Below are 16,447 nucleotides of genomic sequence, written 5' to 3'. Positions count from 1 at the left end.
GACTCGCCGTCAAACGCATGCTCGCTCAAAAGAGATGTATTAATCAAAGATCAGTAAATACCCATTAGGCATCAACCTGAGACTTTAGCAGGGCCAATGCTCGCTGAAGATTTTCCAGTGGTTGTGCACCCTGGATCGGGATCGTCAAGCCCGTTGCTCGGTGACGCAAGAAGTTACCCGGCGTACCACTTACGCCAGACTGTTGACCATTTTTTAATTGGGCCAACACCTTGTCACGAAATTGACCAGACTCCAGACAGGCTTCGAATTTGCTACGATCCAGCCCAAACTCAGCGGCTAAAGGAACCAGGTTAGACACAGGGAATCCTTTGCCGTTAGAACGAGTGCGCTGATAAATCTGATCAGAATAATTCCAAAAGGCATCATTCCCTCCAAGGTACCCGGCACACTCTGCCGCTTCGGCTTCTTTTTGTGCACCAGGATTATGAAAATCCAGCGGGAAGTGCCGATAGACCCAATTAACCTCAGGATTATTTTGGATAAACTGAGTGGCAGTTACATGAAACCGTTTACAGTAAGGACATTCATAATCAGAATATTCAATAAGACTGAATTCGGCATCTGGATTTCCTCGAATAAAGTCGGTACTGGCATCCACTTTAGCAACATTTTGCGCTGCTTGCTGCGCAGCGCCTTGCTGTTGCTGCGCCCGCGCACGATTCTGCTTTTCAATAAACTTTAAAATAGCCTGTTCAACACGCAGGTCAAAGGACTCCCCTGTTAGGGCATCATCTATACCTTGCTCCACACGCTGCTCAATCAGACGTTCCATCTCAGGGGAAAGCTGATCCGCCCTTACCACCCCAGCGCTTGTCACAAATGCAACAAGTGAGGAAATAATCACCCCTACAGCAACCAGCCGTCTATTCCTGGCCAGGGAAAACCTATCTACAAATCTGTTTATCATCATTTATTCCATGTCTTCGTGGATACTGGCTGAATATTTACTACTCATTACCAGTTACTGAGCTTAGATATCATTGTTTCTTTTTCTTACGATAGTCCTTATGGCAGGATTTACAGCTTTTTCCTAACATTACAAACTGCTTTCTAAGTGCGTTCTGATCTGCGCCACTTTTTGATAGTTCACTCAGCTTATCAGCCTCTTCGGCAGTTCTTTTCGCTTTGACCTCAAACCGTTCCCACTCGTTCCAAAGTTTAGCCAGGGCTTCAGACTGATGACCTCCTGAGCCTTTCGGAAATAATCCCGGTATTTCAGGACTATGTTTAGCAACAATGGCTGAGCCATCTATAAAGGCCTGAACATCAAAGGCTTGTTTACCCTTGATCATATCTCCCATAACCTTCATCTGATCACTCATATCTTTCATGGCGTCCATGCGTTCTTTGACTATACCGGTGGCGCCGCTATGTGCACTGGCCCATGAGGAAACCAACGCTAAAGATAACAGCGCCGTAAGCGCTATAGACTGAAGAACAAAACCTGAGGTGCATTTCATAAAACTAACCTGTATCTGACACTTATTCCGATATCTGCCAGCGCTGGCCAGCTTTCTTTCGGGAAGTGATTAATGGTGGGGGCGATCAACCCAGTTTTTATAGAGCTGCTTCGGCCAACGGGACTGAAACCAAGCCATAACTGATACTATTTCCTGATCCGAGAGAACCTTTCCCCATGCAGGCATACCACCTCCTCTATTTACCGTTCCATATTTGATCGTTTCAAACAACTCGTTGATTCGATGGTGCCAGGCATGCCCACTACCATTTAAAGGCGGTGGCTGAGTTCGGCCAAGGCTATCTCTTGATTGCCAATCAGGCGCTCCCTGTGCCTGGTTTCCATGGCAACTGGCGCAATTATTACGGTATATTTTTGCCCCTTCATTGAGTTGCTTGAAGCTATACCAGGGTTTGGCGGAAACAATTGATTTTGGCAATGCATCACTTATGCCCTCTAACGGGGCGGCACTGAGAGGCATCGAAAATAATGCAATAACTGGAAAACCAATTGCCCCTAGCAGACAAAAAAGCGGACGGGAATACAGACGAAAAAACATCAGATTAATCTCGTTTAGATTTTATGGGTACAACAAACTTCGGACCATAGAGTTCAGCGGGTGAGTCTAAACGAGGGGTGGTCGATGAATAGATTCCGGCAGGGGCTCAGGGAGAGCAGCCACAAGATCGAGTGTAAAGATCCCCGATTGAGGGGGTAACTCATGAAGCTCCTTTATTAACACAGCTGTAACACTACCACTGGCTGCACACTGCAACGCACAGCTGTGCAGGTCTTTGTGATTACAATAACCTGATGCGGTCAACTCCTTTTTGTCAGCACTGATATTTTCAGGCGAGCCATGACCATACACTGGCTCATGCTTCATTTGCGCTGAAGCACAATGATCCCGAACGTCGACAAGATCTGCACCCTTAACCACACCAATCGAAAAAAGGGTGGTTAAAAGAAGTGCCAAAAATATCGGCAATTGCTTATTCAGGGCTATAGACATGGATTCCTGATAAATATCTGATCAAGCAGTGTTACAAAACGCTGCGATTGATCAGCGCTCCCGTTCCCTATTTTGGCATCCAGCTCAAAACACATCAACTTCTGACAAACCTACTTTTGAATTAGTTCCCACAGGTATGCTTAATCAGGCTCTACAACAACATAATTACCTTTATAAAAAATAACGAGGTCTCTTGTATTCCTGCTGAAATGACCTGAAGCATCAAAATGCTCTGGCACCAGACAACCACCCAGCCTGGCTCTAACAAGGGTAAAACTTACCGCTATAATCGCCGCCTGCCCTGAATTCAAACTCCAGAAATCTGGCTTTTCGATGAATGAAGAGCTAATGTGAATGAGGAGTTAAACTGATAGCAGGAACTCCCTTACAGGGTCAGGCGTAGCATGCCCGCACAGGCATCTCTCTGTAGGCTCGGCAACAAGCGGCTGGACCTCTTTCCAAAATAATTACAACAGATGCAATCACCGACAGACAAGATTATTTGCCGCCGGTTTTTTTTATGCCATTTTGGTTATTTTTGGGGATTTGTTCGCTGACTTGAACCAGCGCTAACTTATAGAAGAGAGATCTAGATATGTCCGATTATCCGACGCTCACTGATATGGGCATCACTTCATTTGAAAATGTCGAGCGCTTTAGCGTTCGCCGCGAGCATCAAGCTGACGTTCTCAAAGTTTATTACAAACGCCCGAAAGCCTCTTTGTTATCACGCAGTAAAAAATTCACCTTCGTGCGGGCCCGCTCTGCAGTACCGATGCAATCTCGTGGTTTGGCTGGCTGGGATCAACTTAAAGACAGCAGCCCGAAACTACAACAGGCTATTGCCGAACTGACGCGTCTCACACAGCCTGAAACACCAACGGTGGTTGATCAGAAACAACAGTTCATCGAAAACCTTGATCATCTTGAGAAAGTGGTTCAATCGAAGATTAGCGAGATTCGCGATCAGATAGAAGCGCTCAAATAGGTAACGGGTTATCGGCAGCGAATAGATCTGTCAGCGATCCCTGAAAAAACCTGAACGACTGGGCCAAGGTCGTTCAGGTTGGTACTTCTGCAGGTTCTTTTTACACTCTTTTTTTACAGTCCCTTTTTTGCAATCCCTTTCTTTACAAACACTTTAGTCTGAATCAGCTGCTGACAACTCCCTGCTGTGCAGCCTCTTTTTGCCTGAGCATTTCGGCGGCCATTTTTTTACCAAACAGTTCCATCACAGCCTCCGGCTCTTCAGCTTCATCAAATGCTTCCACCATTGCCCTTAATGTAGGTAATGTTTTCACCACCAGGGCGTCGATATAGGCTTCTGGAGTTGTATTGGTATAGCGCTGATAGGCGTCAAAAAGTTGCTGAGCTTCTTCGCTTAACTGAATCTCGACGGTGCTCTTTTCTGACATGGGATGGTCCTCCTGATACTGCGGGTCCCTTTGACACCTATCACTACGAATACTGTTCGTAGCGACATTGATTCATGGGAGCATTTATTAGTACGAAGCCGAATTCATACCGACCTTGATAACGGCCAATATAGGCGGATAGTTGCAGTTTCTGCTAGGTCCAGTCAACCTGACAGTTTGGAGCCAAGCTGAAAGCCCCTTCGATCAGGTTAAGAGATCTGGCTTAATGTTTTCTGTTGAACTGGTGCTATCGCCAGAATTAAAGCCGCCCTATTCTGACCGATGAAAACAGACTCAGGAACTCCAGATTTTCAAAGCTCGATGTTGTCAAAGCTTGATGTTTTCAAAGCTTGACGTTGTCAAAAAACCGCTCTCTCAAAACAACAAAACAATATGCCCCAAAGTAAGGAATCTATTATGTCTCTATTCCCAACATTAACGGCAATGGGTATCACCTGTTTGGATGAAGTGACACGCTATACGCTAAAGCAGAACCAAGGCGCGGATGAGCTAAAGATTTACTTCCAGCGCAACGAAAACTCAATTCTTCCCCAAAGCACAAAATTTAGCTTCACTTCCCCCACAACTGATTCAACAGCAGCCAATGACGGCCCCGCCATCGATACTACGTTGCTAAGCGCCATATCAGAATTGGACAACCTGACCCGCAACAAACAACCTGATCCCCATAATAAAGAACAGCTGATGAATGAGCTCAACCAGTTTGAAACTGTGGTGATTGCTAAAATAGAAGAGCTTCGCGCCAACCTGCAGCAGTGGTAACGAGTGCATTGAAATAACAGCAGACAAGCTTACTTAGCAGTTTGGACGTAAAGCAACTATTGGGCGGGCGTTAACTGCTGCAGATACCGCTCAAGGGTGCCGTCCTCCTGCATCGACTTTAACCCGCGATTAAATGCGGCAACATATTCTTTGTTCTTGGGATGGCGAAGCCCTGAGGCAACATAAAGCCACTTGGAGTTTAACGCCCTTTCGGTAAAAGACACTGTATTCAACAAGACAGGGTCTTCCTGATACATGGTATATCGAGCTACCAGTTCATCTTCCAAAGTCAAGTCGATACGGCCAGCCAGGAGCATCCTGATATTGCTTACCAGATCCAGATTCACAACCTTATGGTAATTTTTGGCATTGGTCAGTTCATCCCCATAACCATAGCTTCTAATCAACCCCAAACGCTTTCCGGACAGACTCTGAAGTCCAGCGTATTCAAAACTATCACTCTTTCGTTTAATGAATTTCAGATTATTCTGCACGTAGGGTTCACTGAATCGCAGGTATTCAGATCGCTCCTGTGTCCACCAGGCCGCCACCAGCAAATCAGCCCCACCATTCTTGACCATACGCAGGGCTCTGGCCCAGGGAAGAAAACGAATCTCCAGCTCATGACCTTGACGACGCAAAGCCTCTCGAACAATTTGTCCAGATAACCCCTGACCTTCCAGCTCTGGCCCCAGATAGGGAGGCCATGGGTTCTGTACAGCAACAAGCTTATCCGCATAAGCTGGAGCTATCGCCGATAACAACACCAATATCAGCAATCCCGCCTTTACAATGCGTCTAAGTAAAGTACCCTGAACGCTAAGCTGGGTCCTCATATCTGTACCTATAAACTCTAGCCTGACCTCTTTAGCCCTAATATAGCGGACTAAAAAGTTTCATGAACTCATTATAAATGTAGAGAGTTACGCAAAGAAAAGCCAGAGGAAGAAATAACACTGCCAGGGACTATTGATGATAACCCCAGGCTGTCTTGATAAGACAGCCGTCCGATCAGGTGGCTTGATCCCCATGAAACAATCGCACCACATGACGCGCCTCAGCGAAAAACAACCAGCGTTCAACTAGCAACCCAGCCAGTGCCAGCAAAGCTGCTATCAACATCATCACGGTGCTAGTCAGTGTCATCAGGATAAAGGGCACAACAAAGGCCAGCACCAACATCGCAGCTCGCAGCCGCAACAGTTTATCTGCTCCCGCCTCATAGCCAAACTCATTGGTCAGAAAAGTGTCAGCTGTATGACCCGCGTCCAGCAACCGAACTTTAGCCTGGGTAAAACCTGTTGCCGTATTAATCGTTGATCCAGCAGGCTTACCGATCCAGAACAGGTAAATCAGTTTAACTGAGGCTCCCAACACCACTAATAGCAACGCAAGACTTTGTAAGCTTTGTGCCGCACTGCCCTGTACCAGCCCCTGAACCGTTACCAGCAACAAGGAGCCCGACATCAAACCCAGTACCAGATAATTTAACGGTGTCAATGAAGTATTCCACTGACGGATAGTTTTCAGGCTGGCATAAATCATACTGGTACAGAAGAGCGTCATCATCGATAAAATCAGCGTTAGAATACCCGCCAACTGAGTCAGCAAATTCAGTTCTTCGCTGGCCCAACTGCTTAGCAGATAGGTCAATGCAAAGGGGTAAACCAGTATCGCAAACACCGCTTCCCGCGATAGCCAGGAAGTTTTAAAGCGGCTGAAAGCACGCCAGGCGTTTTTGGGATTGGCCAGGTGTAAGGTGGATGTCAACAATCCTCCTGTAATCAGGGCCAGGGATAAACTCCCAGCCGTAAGTACCACAGTGTTGTCTTGCAACTGGGTCATGCCCATCAAATGACCCATGATCAATAGCGCAAGCAGGCCATAACCGGCCCCGGAGGCCACGGTAAAAATCAATACTGAAAATGCCGGATGCATATGTCTTACTCCACAAATACGTTGCTATTCTGTGTGATTGAGCGCTAGCGAGCGATAACCCGGTTAGCCCAGGACTTCAACGTCCCTATCACCGATTTATCCACTTCATAGGTCTGCACTACCGCCTTATTGCGTGGCGGCAGGTATTTGTTGGTGGGGTTGTAACCCAATTCCGGCATCAATGCCTTACCACTGCGCTCACGTACCGCCACACTGACTTCAGAATCAGGATCATCGAAATCACCAAACAATCGGGATTTCGTCGGGCAGGTCAATACACAGGCAGGTTTACGTTCTTGTTCCGGCAGTTTTTCATCGTAGATACGGTCAACGCAGAGTGTGCATTTCTTCATCGTTCCCTGATCAGGGTCCAGCTCACGGGCGCCGTAAGGACAGGCCCAGGAGCACAGATTACAACCCATACATTTGTCCTGATCCACCAATACAATACCGTCCTCTTCACGCTTGTAGGAAGCACCGGTCGGACAAACCGTGACACAGGCAGCGTCCTCACAGTGCATACAGGAAAGGGGCATATTGACAGTTTTACTGTTAGGGCTGTCATCCACTTCATAAGTACGGATACGATTCAACCAGGCCCCATTAGGGTCCCTGCCATAAGGATTTTCATCGGACAAAGGGCCAATAGTACCCGAGGTATTCCACTGCTTGCAGGCCGTGGCACAGCCGTGGCAACCGACACAGGTATCAAGATCAACGACAAGACCAAGTTTCATACTTATTATCCTCACCCGCGACATGAAAATGGCCACGGGATTGATTTTATTATTCGCCTAATGAGCCAGGCTTACCGAGTATTTAAAACGGACCAAAACGCTACGGTTTCAGCCCGGACGCGCTATTTTTCACCCCGCGTCAAAATATCCTTCAGCGAGCGCAACAAATTAACGTTCTTATGGCTGCTGTAACTGATCATCTCTGGTGAAGGCTCTGCCCCCGGCAGTGGTTTGATGGCTTCAAAATTCGGCCAGCTCCCGGTATCACCATCAGCGGCCGGAGTAATTTTTACCCGTACGTCATACCAGGCCGCCTGACCGGTAACCGGGTCAGAGTTGGTAATACCGTCCAGGTTGTCGCCCTTTTGCGGTAAGGATTCAGAGATCAGATGGTTCATCAAAAAACCCTGTTGGGATTCATTGGCATCCTTCTTCAATCCCCAGGCACCGGCCTGTTTACCAATAGCGTTCCAGGTCCAGACGGTGCTGTTATTGCAGCCTTCCATCAGCTTGACCTGAACCCGGATCCTACCGTTGTGGGACTCCACCCAGACCCAGCTTTCATCTTTGATTCCTTGCTGCTCAGCGGCAACACGGCTCATAAACAAAAAATTCTGAGACATGATTTGACGCAGCCAGGCGTTCTGACTGTCCCAGGAATGGTACATAAACATCGGCCGCTGATTGACCGCATGGAACGGATACTCTGCCGTATTAATCCGTTGCTCCTCCAGCGGCACATAATGAAACGGCAATGGGTCGAAGTAGGTACTTAAACGCTCTTTGTGCTGGGGCTCAGAAGGCATTGGGCCCTCATAAAGTCCTTGCCCGGCCAAACGAAAACGCTGCAGCGTTTCGCTGTAGAGTTCGATGACAATCTGATTAGTAGAACCTACCCAGCCCGCTTCTTTCGCCAGCTCCAGATAATCCCGATTGGCATGACGGTAATAACGCTGCGAAGGTTCCAAATGGTGTTCGAAAAAGCCGTGGTTTTCTTCATAGGCTTCCCACTGCCTGGGATTGGGTTCACCTCGCAGGGATTTTTCACCATTGCTACCACGATATCCTGCCAGAAAACCAATTCCCGGCTCTTTCTCAAAATTGATAATAAAATCTTTATAACCTTTATATTTACGACTGCCATCCTGTTTGGTGAAGGCTGGGAAATTAAGTCGTCCAGCCATTTCGATCATCACTTCCTGCCAGGAGCGAACATCCCGACCCGACGTCTGGTTGTGATCTATCACAGGAATTCGCACGGAATCACAAGCCGCATGGGGTTCAGATATCGGACGGTCGAGCATGGAAATCGTATCGAAGCGCTCCAGATAGGTCGTGTCCGGCAACACCAAATCGGCAAAATTGACTGTTTCTGAATGGAAAGCATCAGAGCAGACAATAAACGGGATCTTGTAATCGCCATTGTCCTCTTTGGCCCGTAACATCTCCATGGTTTCAGCGGTATTCATGCTGGAGTTCCAGGCCATATTCGCCATAAACAGCATCAATGTATCGATTTTATAGGGATCACCCATCACGGCATTTTTAATCACCATATGCATCAGCCCATGGTTGGCAATCGGTGCATCCCAGGAATAGGCCTTGTCAATCCGCAACGGCTTACCATCGGCGTCGATCACCAAGTCTTCAGGACAGGTAGGAAAACCCAGCGGTGGTGATTTCAACGGTGTGTTCGGAGCCATCTCTTTAGCCGGTTTAATGCCCGGTGGAATATGCTTGGGGAAAGGAGGTTTGGCCAGATGCCCGCCCGGACAGTCGATAGTTCCTAGTAAAATTTGCAACAGATGAATGGCACGACAGGTTTGAAAACCGTTGGAGTGAGCGGAGATACCACGCATTGCATGCATGGAGACCGGACGGCCGACAAACTGGGTTTGCTTACGGCCAGCCCAATCAGTCCACTCCACATCTAAAGTAATGGTTTCTTTGAAGGCAACATGAGCAATTTCCAGCGCCAGACGCTCAATATCTGCTGCGCTGACGCCAACTTCCTCGGCTACGTTTTCAGGGGCATATTGATCATCCTGGTACTTCTCCACTAAGATGCTCATAACGGTTCGCAGGGGCGTGCCATCCGGAGCCTTGAACTCTCCAAACAAGGCGGGAGTGATATCCGCCACATTCGCATCACCAAAGGTTTCATTCTGCAGGTCCCAGACCTGAACAGCGTCCTCATCCTCTGAAGCACGGCGGTAAAACAACCCATCGCCTTTTTGTCCCGGTGTGTTCACTACCAGCTGAGGAGCATTGGTATAACGAATCAGAAACTCATCATCCACCAATTGATGCTTAAGCAGCACATGGATCATGGACAGGGCCAGCAACCCATCGGTTCCGGGACGGATAGCGATCCATTCATCGGCCACCGCCTGGTAGCCGGTACGAACCGGATTCACCGCAACAAACTTGGCACCCCGTTCCTTAAGCTTTTTAATACCCAGTTTGATCGGGTTTGAAGCGTGATCTTCCGCCACTCCCCACATCATAAAGTACTTGGTGTTATCCCAATCCGGGTCTCCAAATTCCCAGAAAGCATGTCCCATGGTATAGAGTCCCGCTGCCGCCATATTAACGGAACAGAAACCACCGTGAGCCGCCCAGTTAATCGTGCCGAACTGAGATGCCCACATGCCGGTCAATGCCTGCATCTGGTCACGGCCGGTAAAATAGGCCAGCTTCTTAGGATCAGTAGCACGAATATGAGACAGACGTTTTTCTAACACATCCAGAGCTTCATCCCAGGAAATTTCTTCAAACTCACCCGCACCGCGCTCACTGCCGGGTTTACGGCGCAACGGCTTGCTGAGCTTCGCCGGAGAGTTCTGCTTCATAATACCGGCATTACCCTTGGCGCAGAGAACACCTTTATTCACTGGATGGTCAGGATTGCCCTGGATAAAACGGACTTGATTGTTCTCCACCGTTACTTTGATACCACAACGACAGGCACACATATAACAGGTGGTGTATTTGGTCTGCTGGCCGTCGTGATCTTCGAACTGAGGCAGAGGCTGTGAGCCAGATTGCTGCCGAGATTGAAGCCCCTCAGAGGGATCATAGACATCTGTCAAAGGCATACCGGTTTTCAGGGTATTCATGCGTAATTCACCAACCTGTCCTGCACTCGCCAAGCATCACCAGGCGAAAGTCCCTGGAAAGGCCTCGAGCGAACCATTATTTTTGTTAGTAATAAGAGTATCAATGCTAGGGAGCCAGCGATGGGTCCACAAAGGCCAATGAATGGAAAATTATAGGTCCAACGAGAACCCGACCAGAGCATAGTTGAGTACAGATAAGCAACCAGCCAACAAAACAGTCAGATGACATGACTCAATCCGCCAAGATTATTCAGTTGCTTATCAAATAACTAAAGCATTAATATTGTAGCGTTTATTTCCCAGTATGCGTTTTCCATTACTTTTTGACACCGAGTTATAGCCAAGCAGATGCCCCGACCGTCGGCAATACACAGAGTGACCCTCAGTAACCACGCAAAGCAGGCACTTACCCTTGTTCTATTGCTGGTCCTGGTGCAGGCCGGACTGCCACTGCTGACGGCCCCCATTCAAAAAACCGACAGTAACGGCAAGACTGTTTGGGTTTGTACCCTGCAAGGGCTGCAACAGATTCTGATAGATTCTTCAGAACAGCAGGACACTGATTCAAAACAAAACTCATTTCAGTGCCCTGTATGCTCTCTTGGACAGGCATTCGCTTCCGCTATACCTCCTGATACAGACCTGGCTGCTCTGGAAAAAGGTAGCAGCGCTCCTTTCCCCCCGAATCCTAGGAGTGCTCAGCCCTATCATCGGGTCAGCTCGGTTCGGGTACGAGCACCACCCTTCAGTTAGTAGCACATCAAACATCGACAGGAATAATTTCGATAATCTGATAACGACTGCTTTATCAGGACAAGTTTGCCTTGCGCGACTGTCAGGCAGCCTCCTTATCAGTTGCTACCGGCTGGACTGGCAACAGTCTGCCACTGATGAATACTGGACGAGTAATAACACATGAAAAAGCTAACTACTGCTATCCTGGCTTCCACTGTTATGGGCCTGAGTTTTTCCGGTTCTGTTTCTGCCCACGCTTCTCTGGAGACCCCGTCAGCAGAAGTAGGAAGTACCTATAAAGGGGTGATGCGGATTGGTCATGGCTGCGAGGGCAGCGCTACACAGGTGGTTCGGATCGAGCTGCCGCTGGAATTACGTCGTGTAAAACCAATGCCGAAACCCGGCTGGAAGTTAGAAACGGTATCCAAAAAGCTCGATACACCATTCGACTATTACGGCAAGACTATCACAGAAGATGTTCGGGAAATTATCTGGAGCGGTGGCAACCTGGAAGACGGTCACTATGACGAATTCGTCTTTCGTGGAAAAGTTGCCGGTGAAGCAGATCAGGTATTGCACCTGAGTACCACCCAGGAGTGCGTTAAAGGGGAAAATTCCTGGACGCAAATACCTGCTCCCGGTCAAGACAGCCACGATCTGAAAAGACCAGCCCCCCAACTAAAGCTGGTTACCAGTCATGAACACAAACACTAAGGGCTTTCTTACCTGCAGCGTATTTAGCTGATACCTGCTGACCACACAGGCCCATTCCTCATTACGCGACAATGGGGGATGGGCTTGAGCAACACCGCTGATCAATGGCCTCTCAGTGAAATTCCTCTAACAGCCAGTCTCGAAATGCAATAGCAGCATCTGAAAGTTTCCTGCGCTTTGGATAAATCAGGTAATAGCCCCTATTAAGCGGCATACGCGCCTGAAAGGGCTCAACAAGATCCCCCGATAGCAGTTCATCCCGCGCCAGTAACTCGTTAGTCAGGACAACCCCCTGATGGCGACAGGCAGCATCTATAGCTAACATCCCCTGGTCAAACCAGATTCCATGGATCTGCTCATAATCCTTCGGCTCAAGCGTTGAAAAACGATCAAACCAGGCACTCCAGCTCTGATGGATACTGGTATGCAGCAAGGTTGTTCGACTCAGATCATTCGCCTGCCTTAAACCTTGTTCAGCCGCATAACGGGGAGAGCAAAGCACTCGAACCTCATCCGCCAATAACAACACCGACTCAAAACCCGGGTCTTTTCCATCAAAATGGCGAATGCCCAGGTCCACCCCCTCCTGCTCAAAGCTTACGGGGACTTGAGTGGCATTGATATGCACATCCACATTCGGATAACGAGTGACAAAATCCTTAAGCCGCGGTGCTAACCACTTGGCCGCCATCGAAGGCACCATTGTCACCGAGACCCCTCTGCGACGCTGAGTCCGAATACTACGACTGGCGCTACAGATTTGTTCCAGCGCCGGCACGATTTGCCGGTAATAAATCATTCCTGAATCGGTAACCTGAACCTGTCTTGGCAAACGATTAAACAGGGATAACCCAAGAGATTCCTCCAGTTTACGAATTTGCTGGCCGACAGCACCGGCAGTTAAATGGAGTTCATCCGCCGCAAGCTTAAAACTACTATGGCGAACGGAAGCCTCAAAAATCACCAAAGCCCTTAATGGTGGAAGATCTTTTATATTCATAAAATAGTTTTTCTATCTTATAAGGCAGAATAAATCAGTTGTATCACAAATCCTTTTCCAGAAGAATTCGTAAAATTGCCCCCATTTGACGGTTTCAATAATGAGCACATCCACAACCCCAGACAGAAACAAGCCCTCATCTTCGGTGGCACTGATAATCCTGACCGGACTCTCTTTACTGGCTATTAATATGGGAGTACGCCAATCGCTGGGATTATTTCTGCCAGATCTGGCCGTTCACCTACGTTTATCATTAAGCGAACTGTCACTGGCCTTTGCTGTTCAAAACCTGATCTGGGGAGCGGTATCTCCCGTTGCCGGACTCGCCGCTGAGCGCTATGGAACAGCTCGGGTTTTAGCAGTAGGCGGACTCATTTATGCACTTGGTCTGGGTTTACTTGCCATCACTCAGGACCCCTGGCTATACCACATGAGTAATGGAATTCTGATTGGGATAGGCACCGGAGCTACCACTTTTCCTTTGGTACTCGCTGCCGTCAGCCGCCATGTCAGTGAACGAAAACGCTCATTTGCCTTGGGAATCGTCAGCGCTGGGGGTTCTTTCGGTCAGTTTATATTCGCTCTGATCGCTCAAAAAATCAGCGCTCTGTTCGGATGGACCGCTGCAATATGGCTGTTCGCCCTGATAGCCCTGTTGATGATTGCTCTCAGCCCAGTCCTCCGCTCTCGACCTGAACATCAACAAAGTGTTCAGCCTGAACCTGTTTCACTCAGTGATCACAGGTTCGTTCTGCTGGCACTGGGTTTCTTTGTCTGTGGATTTCATGTGGCTTTTGTCTCCGTTCATTTGCCTAACCTGGTGGCTATCTGTGGATTACCCGCCAACATTGCATCCAATTCCATGGCCCTGATCGGCCTGATCAACGTGGCGGGAACCTTGCTGGCTGGGTGGCTCGGTGGACGCTATCACAAGCCCTATCTGCTATCGGGCATCTATGGAGCCCGGGCACTAACGATCATCATCTTCATGCTGATGCCAAAGACAGCCACAAGTTTCTACCTTTTTTCAGTATTGATGGGCATGCTCTGGCTATCTACCGTCCCGTTAACCAGTGGCGCTCTGGCCCAGTATTTTGGCACCGAAAAACTGGCAAGCCTGTTTGGGTTGGTCATGTTCAGTCATCAGATCGGTGCATTTTTTGGGGCCTGGTTAGGAGGCTGGTTTTTTGATTTAAACGGTAATTACGACCTGGCCCTGATGATCAGCGCTGGTCTAGGTATCTTTGCCGCTGTAGTCCATTTGCCGATTCGACCACAGCAGCAGATCCCGATAAACGCCATGGCTAAAAGTTAGGGTTTTCTTTGTTTATAATCTCAGAGCCATGCTCCTGCTCACATCAGAGCCGTACACTGCAACAGGAGCTTTGACGCTACCATGATTGATAACATTGGTTTTGACAAGCGAAAACAGCGTCTCCTATAGTAAGCAGAGAATTGTGGCATTTTCCAAGATCGCGGCCACAAAGAACGACTGACTAAGAAAGGAAAGCCATTTTGCTCCACAAAACCTTTATTGTTTTGTCGATATTTCCGCTTCTATTTTCCCTGGCTCATGCTCAGGAAAAGACTGTTTCGGTAGCAACACTCGAAGACTACGCCCCCTTTTGTTTTACTACTCAGCCAATAAACTCCCTGGAACAGATCCCACCGGGAAGTGATTCTGCCGCTCTAAAGGGCTACAGCTGGGATGTACTCAGGGCCAGCTTTCACCGGATGAATTACAGCATCGAACTGAACGTATCCCCCTGGGCGAGAGCAATAAAATTAGTCAGTGCTGGCAACAAAGATATTTTATTTCCTACCGGTAAAAACAGCGAGCGACAAAAAATATTTCTCTACTCAAAAGAACCCATAAATCAGGCGAACTTCCGCATTTATGTACGGCAGGATAGCCCTATTGTGTGGAGCGGTCTGGAATCGATAAAGGGTCTCACCATCGGCCAAAGACGCGGCTTTAACTTCGGGGACAAGTGGAATAACCTTAAGAAGGTCCATAAGTTAAAACTTAATTCAACCTTACAGGGCTTCAAGATGCTGGATGCCGGTCGAGTCGATGGTATCGTCAGTTATGAATTTATTACTGATTATGCTCTTAAAAATGCCGGTTGGAAAAACACTTATAAGAAGCTACCGGTCTTTGACTCTACCGCTGAGTACCTGGTGGCCCTTAAAAGTAATCCTCGAGCACAAGAGATTCTCAATGACTTTGACGAGGGTAAAAGACATTTGATCAAAACCGGTGAATTAAAAAAAATAGAGGATCACTGGTTTCAATCCCCTAACTGACTCTCTAATCACATTCCGCTTAGTCGCTGAATTTCTGGATAGTTTTATTCAGTAAATGAGCGCCTGAGAAACCTTTAATCAGAGCAAGCAGGTCAGAAACGTATAAGATCAACAACCTGCTGATAGGACCGTTTAGGAAATTCCTGCATAAAGCAGTGACCTCCATCAGAGACGGATAAGTGAATGTTAGGGTTGGCTTTTTCAGCTTTACGCACAGTGGGTGGAATAAAGGAATAGGTATCTTCACTGTGAATAATTTCTGTACCCTGAGGTAACCGGGTAATAGCAGACCAGAGTTTTTTTGGATAACCAGCGAACAGACGGGCCTCTAACCACGGAGAGCAACGGAGTTGCCAGCTACCGTCCGTAGAGGCGCAAAGGCCGTGATCTATATAAGCAACCAATGATTCTTCCGACCAGTTTTTGAAGGCACCACGCCCCCTGAGATTATCTAAGGCCGCATCCCGGCTCGGCCACTGATGACGACGTTGATGGGCCTTACGCACGACGGGAACATGTTTACTCATCCGCAGGCCGCTCAACATCCTCATTGTCGCAATCAGTGGTTTAGGATAAATCACCGGGTCCAGCAAAATATACTGGTCAAAATGACGGGCAGGCCTTTTCAGCACTGTGGCCTCGTCTTGCAGTACCGATTTATCCTGGATTACCGATCTTTCCTGCATTAGCAGTGTCAGTATCGCTCCCAGGCTATGCCCCATTCCAATAACAGGCACGGAGCCCCAGTTTGCCCGCTGAGATTGATAGGCTCTGAAGCATCGATCTGCCAGTCTATTCCATTCATGGGAATTTCTTCTGGAGCCGGTGTCACTGTCACCATGACCTTCAATTGAATTCAGGAAAAGATCATAGTCTTTTTCAAAGTGTTGTAAGAATGGCCAATAGGTTAAGTTGGACAAACCCGTTCCATGGAGGAAATGAATCACCGGTCGATCATTTCGCCCACAGTCAGGAGTCATCCAACCCCTAAGGCATATACCCTCTTCTTCATGACTCCAAGGCTCTAAGGTATGTTTTAAACTACTCACGGTTAGGTTCCCCTGGCACCGGTTTTTCATCCAACAACTCCGATCAGAGTCAGCGGGCAAAAATAATCATGGATAACTAGCATCTCTGAAGCATTCTCGTTGCAGCCTATCTTCCCCGCGGGCTAAAAGCAGTAGCAAAAGTGATCAATCTCAATTGC

Annotated in this window: 17 protein-coding genes; 6 read left to right on the top strand and 11 right to left on the bottom strand. The window is 48.1% G+C overall.

Annotation, left to right across the window (positions count from 1 at the left end; genetic code table 11):
• Positions 1 to 64: 64 nt before the first annotated feature.
• The 4 genes from BGP75_RS16435 to BGP75_RS16420 all read right to left on the bottom strand — a co-directional run bounded on the left by BGP75_RS16435 (position 65) and on the right by BGP75_RS16420 (position 2,492).
• Positions 65 to 931, bottom strand: coding sequence for a thioredoxin domain-containing protein (locus BGP75_RS16435; protein ID WP_083704873.1), 867 nt, complete (start codon positions 929 to 931; stop codon positions 65 to 67).
• Positions 932 to 998: 67 nt separating this feature from the next.
• Positions 999 to 1,481, bottom strand: a complete 483-nt coding sequence (locus BGP75_RS16430; protein ID WP_076719917.1) for a cytochrome c — start codon at positions 1,479 to 1,481, stop codon at positions 999 to 1,001.
• A gap of 69 nt (positions 1,482 to 1,550) precedes the next feature.
• Positions 1,551 to 2,039: a cytochrome c gene (locus tag BGP75_RS16425; protein WP_083704872.1), complete on the bottom strand. Its 489-nt coding sequence runs from the start codon at positions 2,037 to 2,039 to the stop codon at positions 1,551 to 1,553.
• Between the two features lie 66 nt (positions 2,040 to 2,105).
• Positions 2,106 to 2,492 (bottom strand): hypothetical protein, encoded by a 387-nt coding sequence (locus BGP75_RS16420; protein ID WP_076719916.1) that lies wholly within the window; start codon positions 2,490 to 2,492, stop codon positions 2,106 to 2,108.
• Between the two features lie 595 nt (positions 2,493 to 3,087).
• On the opposite strand from BGP75_RS16420, the gene BGP75_RS16415 reads away from it, so the two are divergent.
• Positions 3,088 to 3,480 (top strand): DUF3461 family protein, encoded by a 393-nt coding sequence (locus BGP75_RS16415; protein ID WP_076719915.1) that lies wholly within the window; start codon positions 3,088 to 3,090, stop codon positions 3,478 to 3,480.
• A gap of 163 nt (positions 3,481 to 3,643) precedes the next feature.
• Here BGP75_RS16415 and BGP75_RS16410 read toward each other — a convergent pair whose 3' ends face one another.
• Positions 3,644 to 3,907 (bottom strand): hypothetical protein, encoded by a 264-nt coding sequence (locus BGP75_RS16410; protein ID WP_076719914.1) that lies wholly within the window; start codon positions 3,905 to 3,907, stop codon positions 3,644 to 3,646.
• 417 nt (positions 3,908 to 4,324) lie between these two features.
• Between BGP75_RS16410 and BGP75_RS16405 the strand changes: the two genes are divergently transcribed.
• Positions 4,325 to 4,690, top strand: a complete 366-nt coding sequence (locus tag BGP75_RS16405; RefSeq protein WP_158070127.1) for a DUF3461 family protein — start codon at positions 4,325 to 4,327, stop codon at positions 4,688 to 4,690.
• Between the two features lie 56 nt (positions 4,691 to 4,746).
• On the opposite strand, the gene BGP75_RS16400 is transcribed toward BGP75_RS16405, so the two are convergent.
• From BGP75_RS16400 to BGP75_RS16385, 4 genes are all read right to left on the bottom strand, one after another.
• Positions 4,747 to 5,526, bottom strand: a complete 780-nt coding sequence (locus BGP75_RS16400) for an ABC transporter substrate-binding protein (RefSeq protein ID WP_083704870.1) — start codon at positions 5,524 to 5,526, stop codon at positions 4,747 to 4,749.
• 175 nt (positions 5,527 to 5,701) lie between these two features.
• On the bottom strand, positions 5,702 to 6,628 hold the full coding sequence (locus tag BGP75_RS16395) for a DmsC/YnfH family molybdoenzyme membrane anchor subunit (RefSeq protein WP_076719912.1): 927 nt from the start codon (positions 6,626 to 6,628) through the stop codon (positions 5,702 to 5,704).
• A 44-nt stretch (positions 6,629 to 6,672) separates the two neighbouring features.
• Positions 6,673 to 7,365: a 4Fe-4S dicluster domain-containing protein gene (locus tag BGP75_RS16390; RefSeq protein ID WP_076719911.1), complete on the bottom strand. Its 693-nt coding sequence runs from the start codon at positions 7,363 to 7,365 to the stop codon at positions 6,673 to 6,675.
• Between the two features lie 122 nt (positions 7,366 to 7,487).
• Positions 7,488 to 10,484, bottom strand: a complete 2,997-nt coding sequence (locus BGP75_RS16385; RefSeq protein ID WP_233152953.1) for a molybdopterin oxidoreductase family protein — start codon at positions 10,482 to 10,484, stop codon at positions 7,488 to 7,490.
• A gap of 375 nt (positions 10,485 to 10,859) precedes the next feature.
• Between BGP75_RS16385 and BGP75_RS16380 the strand changes: the two genes are divergently transcribed.
• Together BGP75_RS16380 and BGP75_RS16375 are read left to right on the top strand one after the other, a co-directional pair.
• Positions 10,860 to 11,237, top strand: coding sequence for a DUF2946 family protein (locus BGP75_RS16380; RefSeq protein WP_076719910.1), 378 nt, complete (start codon positions 10,860 to 10,862; stop codon positions 11,235 to 11,237).
• A gap of 162 nt (positions 11,238 to 11,399) precedes the next feature.
• Positions 11,400 to 11,933, top strand: a complete 534-nt coding sequence (locus BGP75_RS16375; RefSeq protein ID WP_076719909.1) for a YcnI family protein — start codon at positions 11,400 to 11,402, stop codon at positions 11,931 to 11,933.
• 112 nt (positions 11,934 to 12,045) lie between these two features.
• Here BGP75_RS16375 and BGP75_RS16370 read toward each other — a convergent pair whose 3' ends face one another.
• Positions 12,046 to 12,933 (bottom strand): LysR substrate-binding domain-containing protein, encoded by an 888-nt coding sequence (locus BGP75_RS16370; protein WP_076719908.1) that lies wholly within the window; start codon positions 12,931 to 12,933, stop codon positions 12,046 to 12,048.
• A 100-nt stretch (positions 12,934 to 13,033) separates the two neighbouring features.
• Between BGP75_RS16370 and BGP75_RS16365 the strand changes: the two genes are divergently transcribed.
• Both BGP75_RS16365 and BGP75_RS16360 read left to right on the top strand, forming a co-directional pair.
• Entirely contained in the window at positions 13,034 to 14,248 is a 1,215-nt protein-coding gene (locus tag BGP75_RS16365; RefSeq protein WP_076719907.1) for an MFS transporter, read from the top strand.
• 200 nt (positions 14,249 to 14,448) lie between these two features.
• On the top strand, positions 14,449 to 15,240 hold the full coding sequence (locus BGP75_RS16360; RefSeq protein ID WP_076719906.1) for an ABC transporter substrate-binding protein: 792 nt from the start codon (positions 14,449 to 14,451) through the stop codon (positions 15,238 to 15,240).
• A 92-nt stretch (positions 15,241 to 15,332) separates the two neighbouring features.
• On the opposite strand, the gene BGP75_RS16355 is transcribed toward BGP75_RS16360, so the two are convergent.
• Positions 15,333 to 16,289 carry an alpha/beta hydrolase gene (locus BGP75_RS16355; RefSeq protein ID WP_158070126.1) on the bottom strand — a complete coding sequence of 319 codons (957 nt, stop codon included), beginning with the start codon at positions 16,287 to 16,289 and terminating at the stop codon, positions 15,333 to 15,335.
• Positions 16,290 to 16,447 lie beyond the last annotated feature (158 nt).

The organism is Motiliproteus sp. MSK22-1 (genome assembly GCF_001968815.1).
Classification (GTDB): domain Bacteria; phylum Pseudomonadota; class Gammaproteobacteria; order Pseudomonadales; family Balneatricaceae; genus Motiliproteus.
This window is presented reverse-complemented; position numbering and strand designations above follow the sequence as displayed.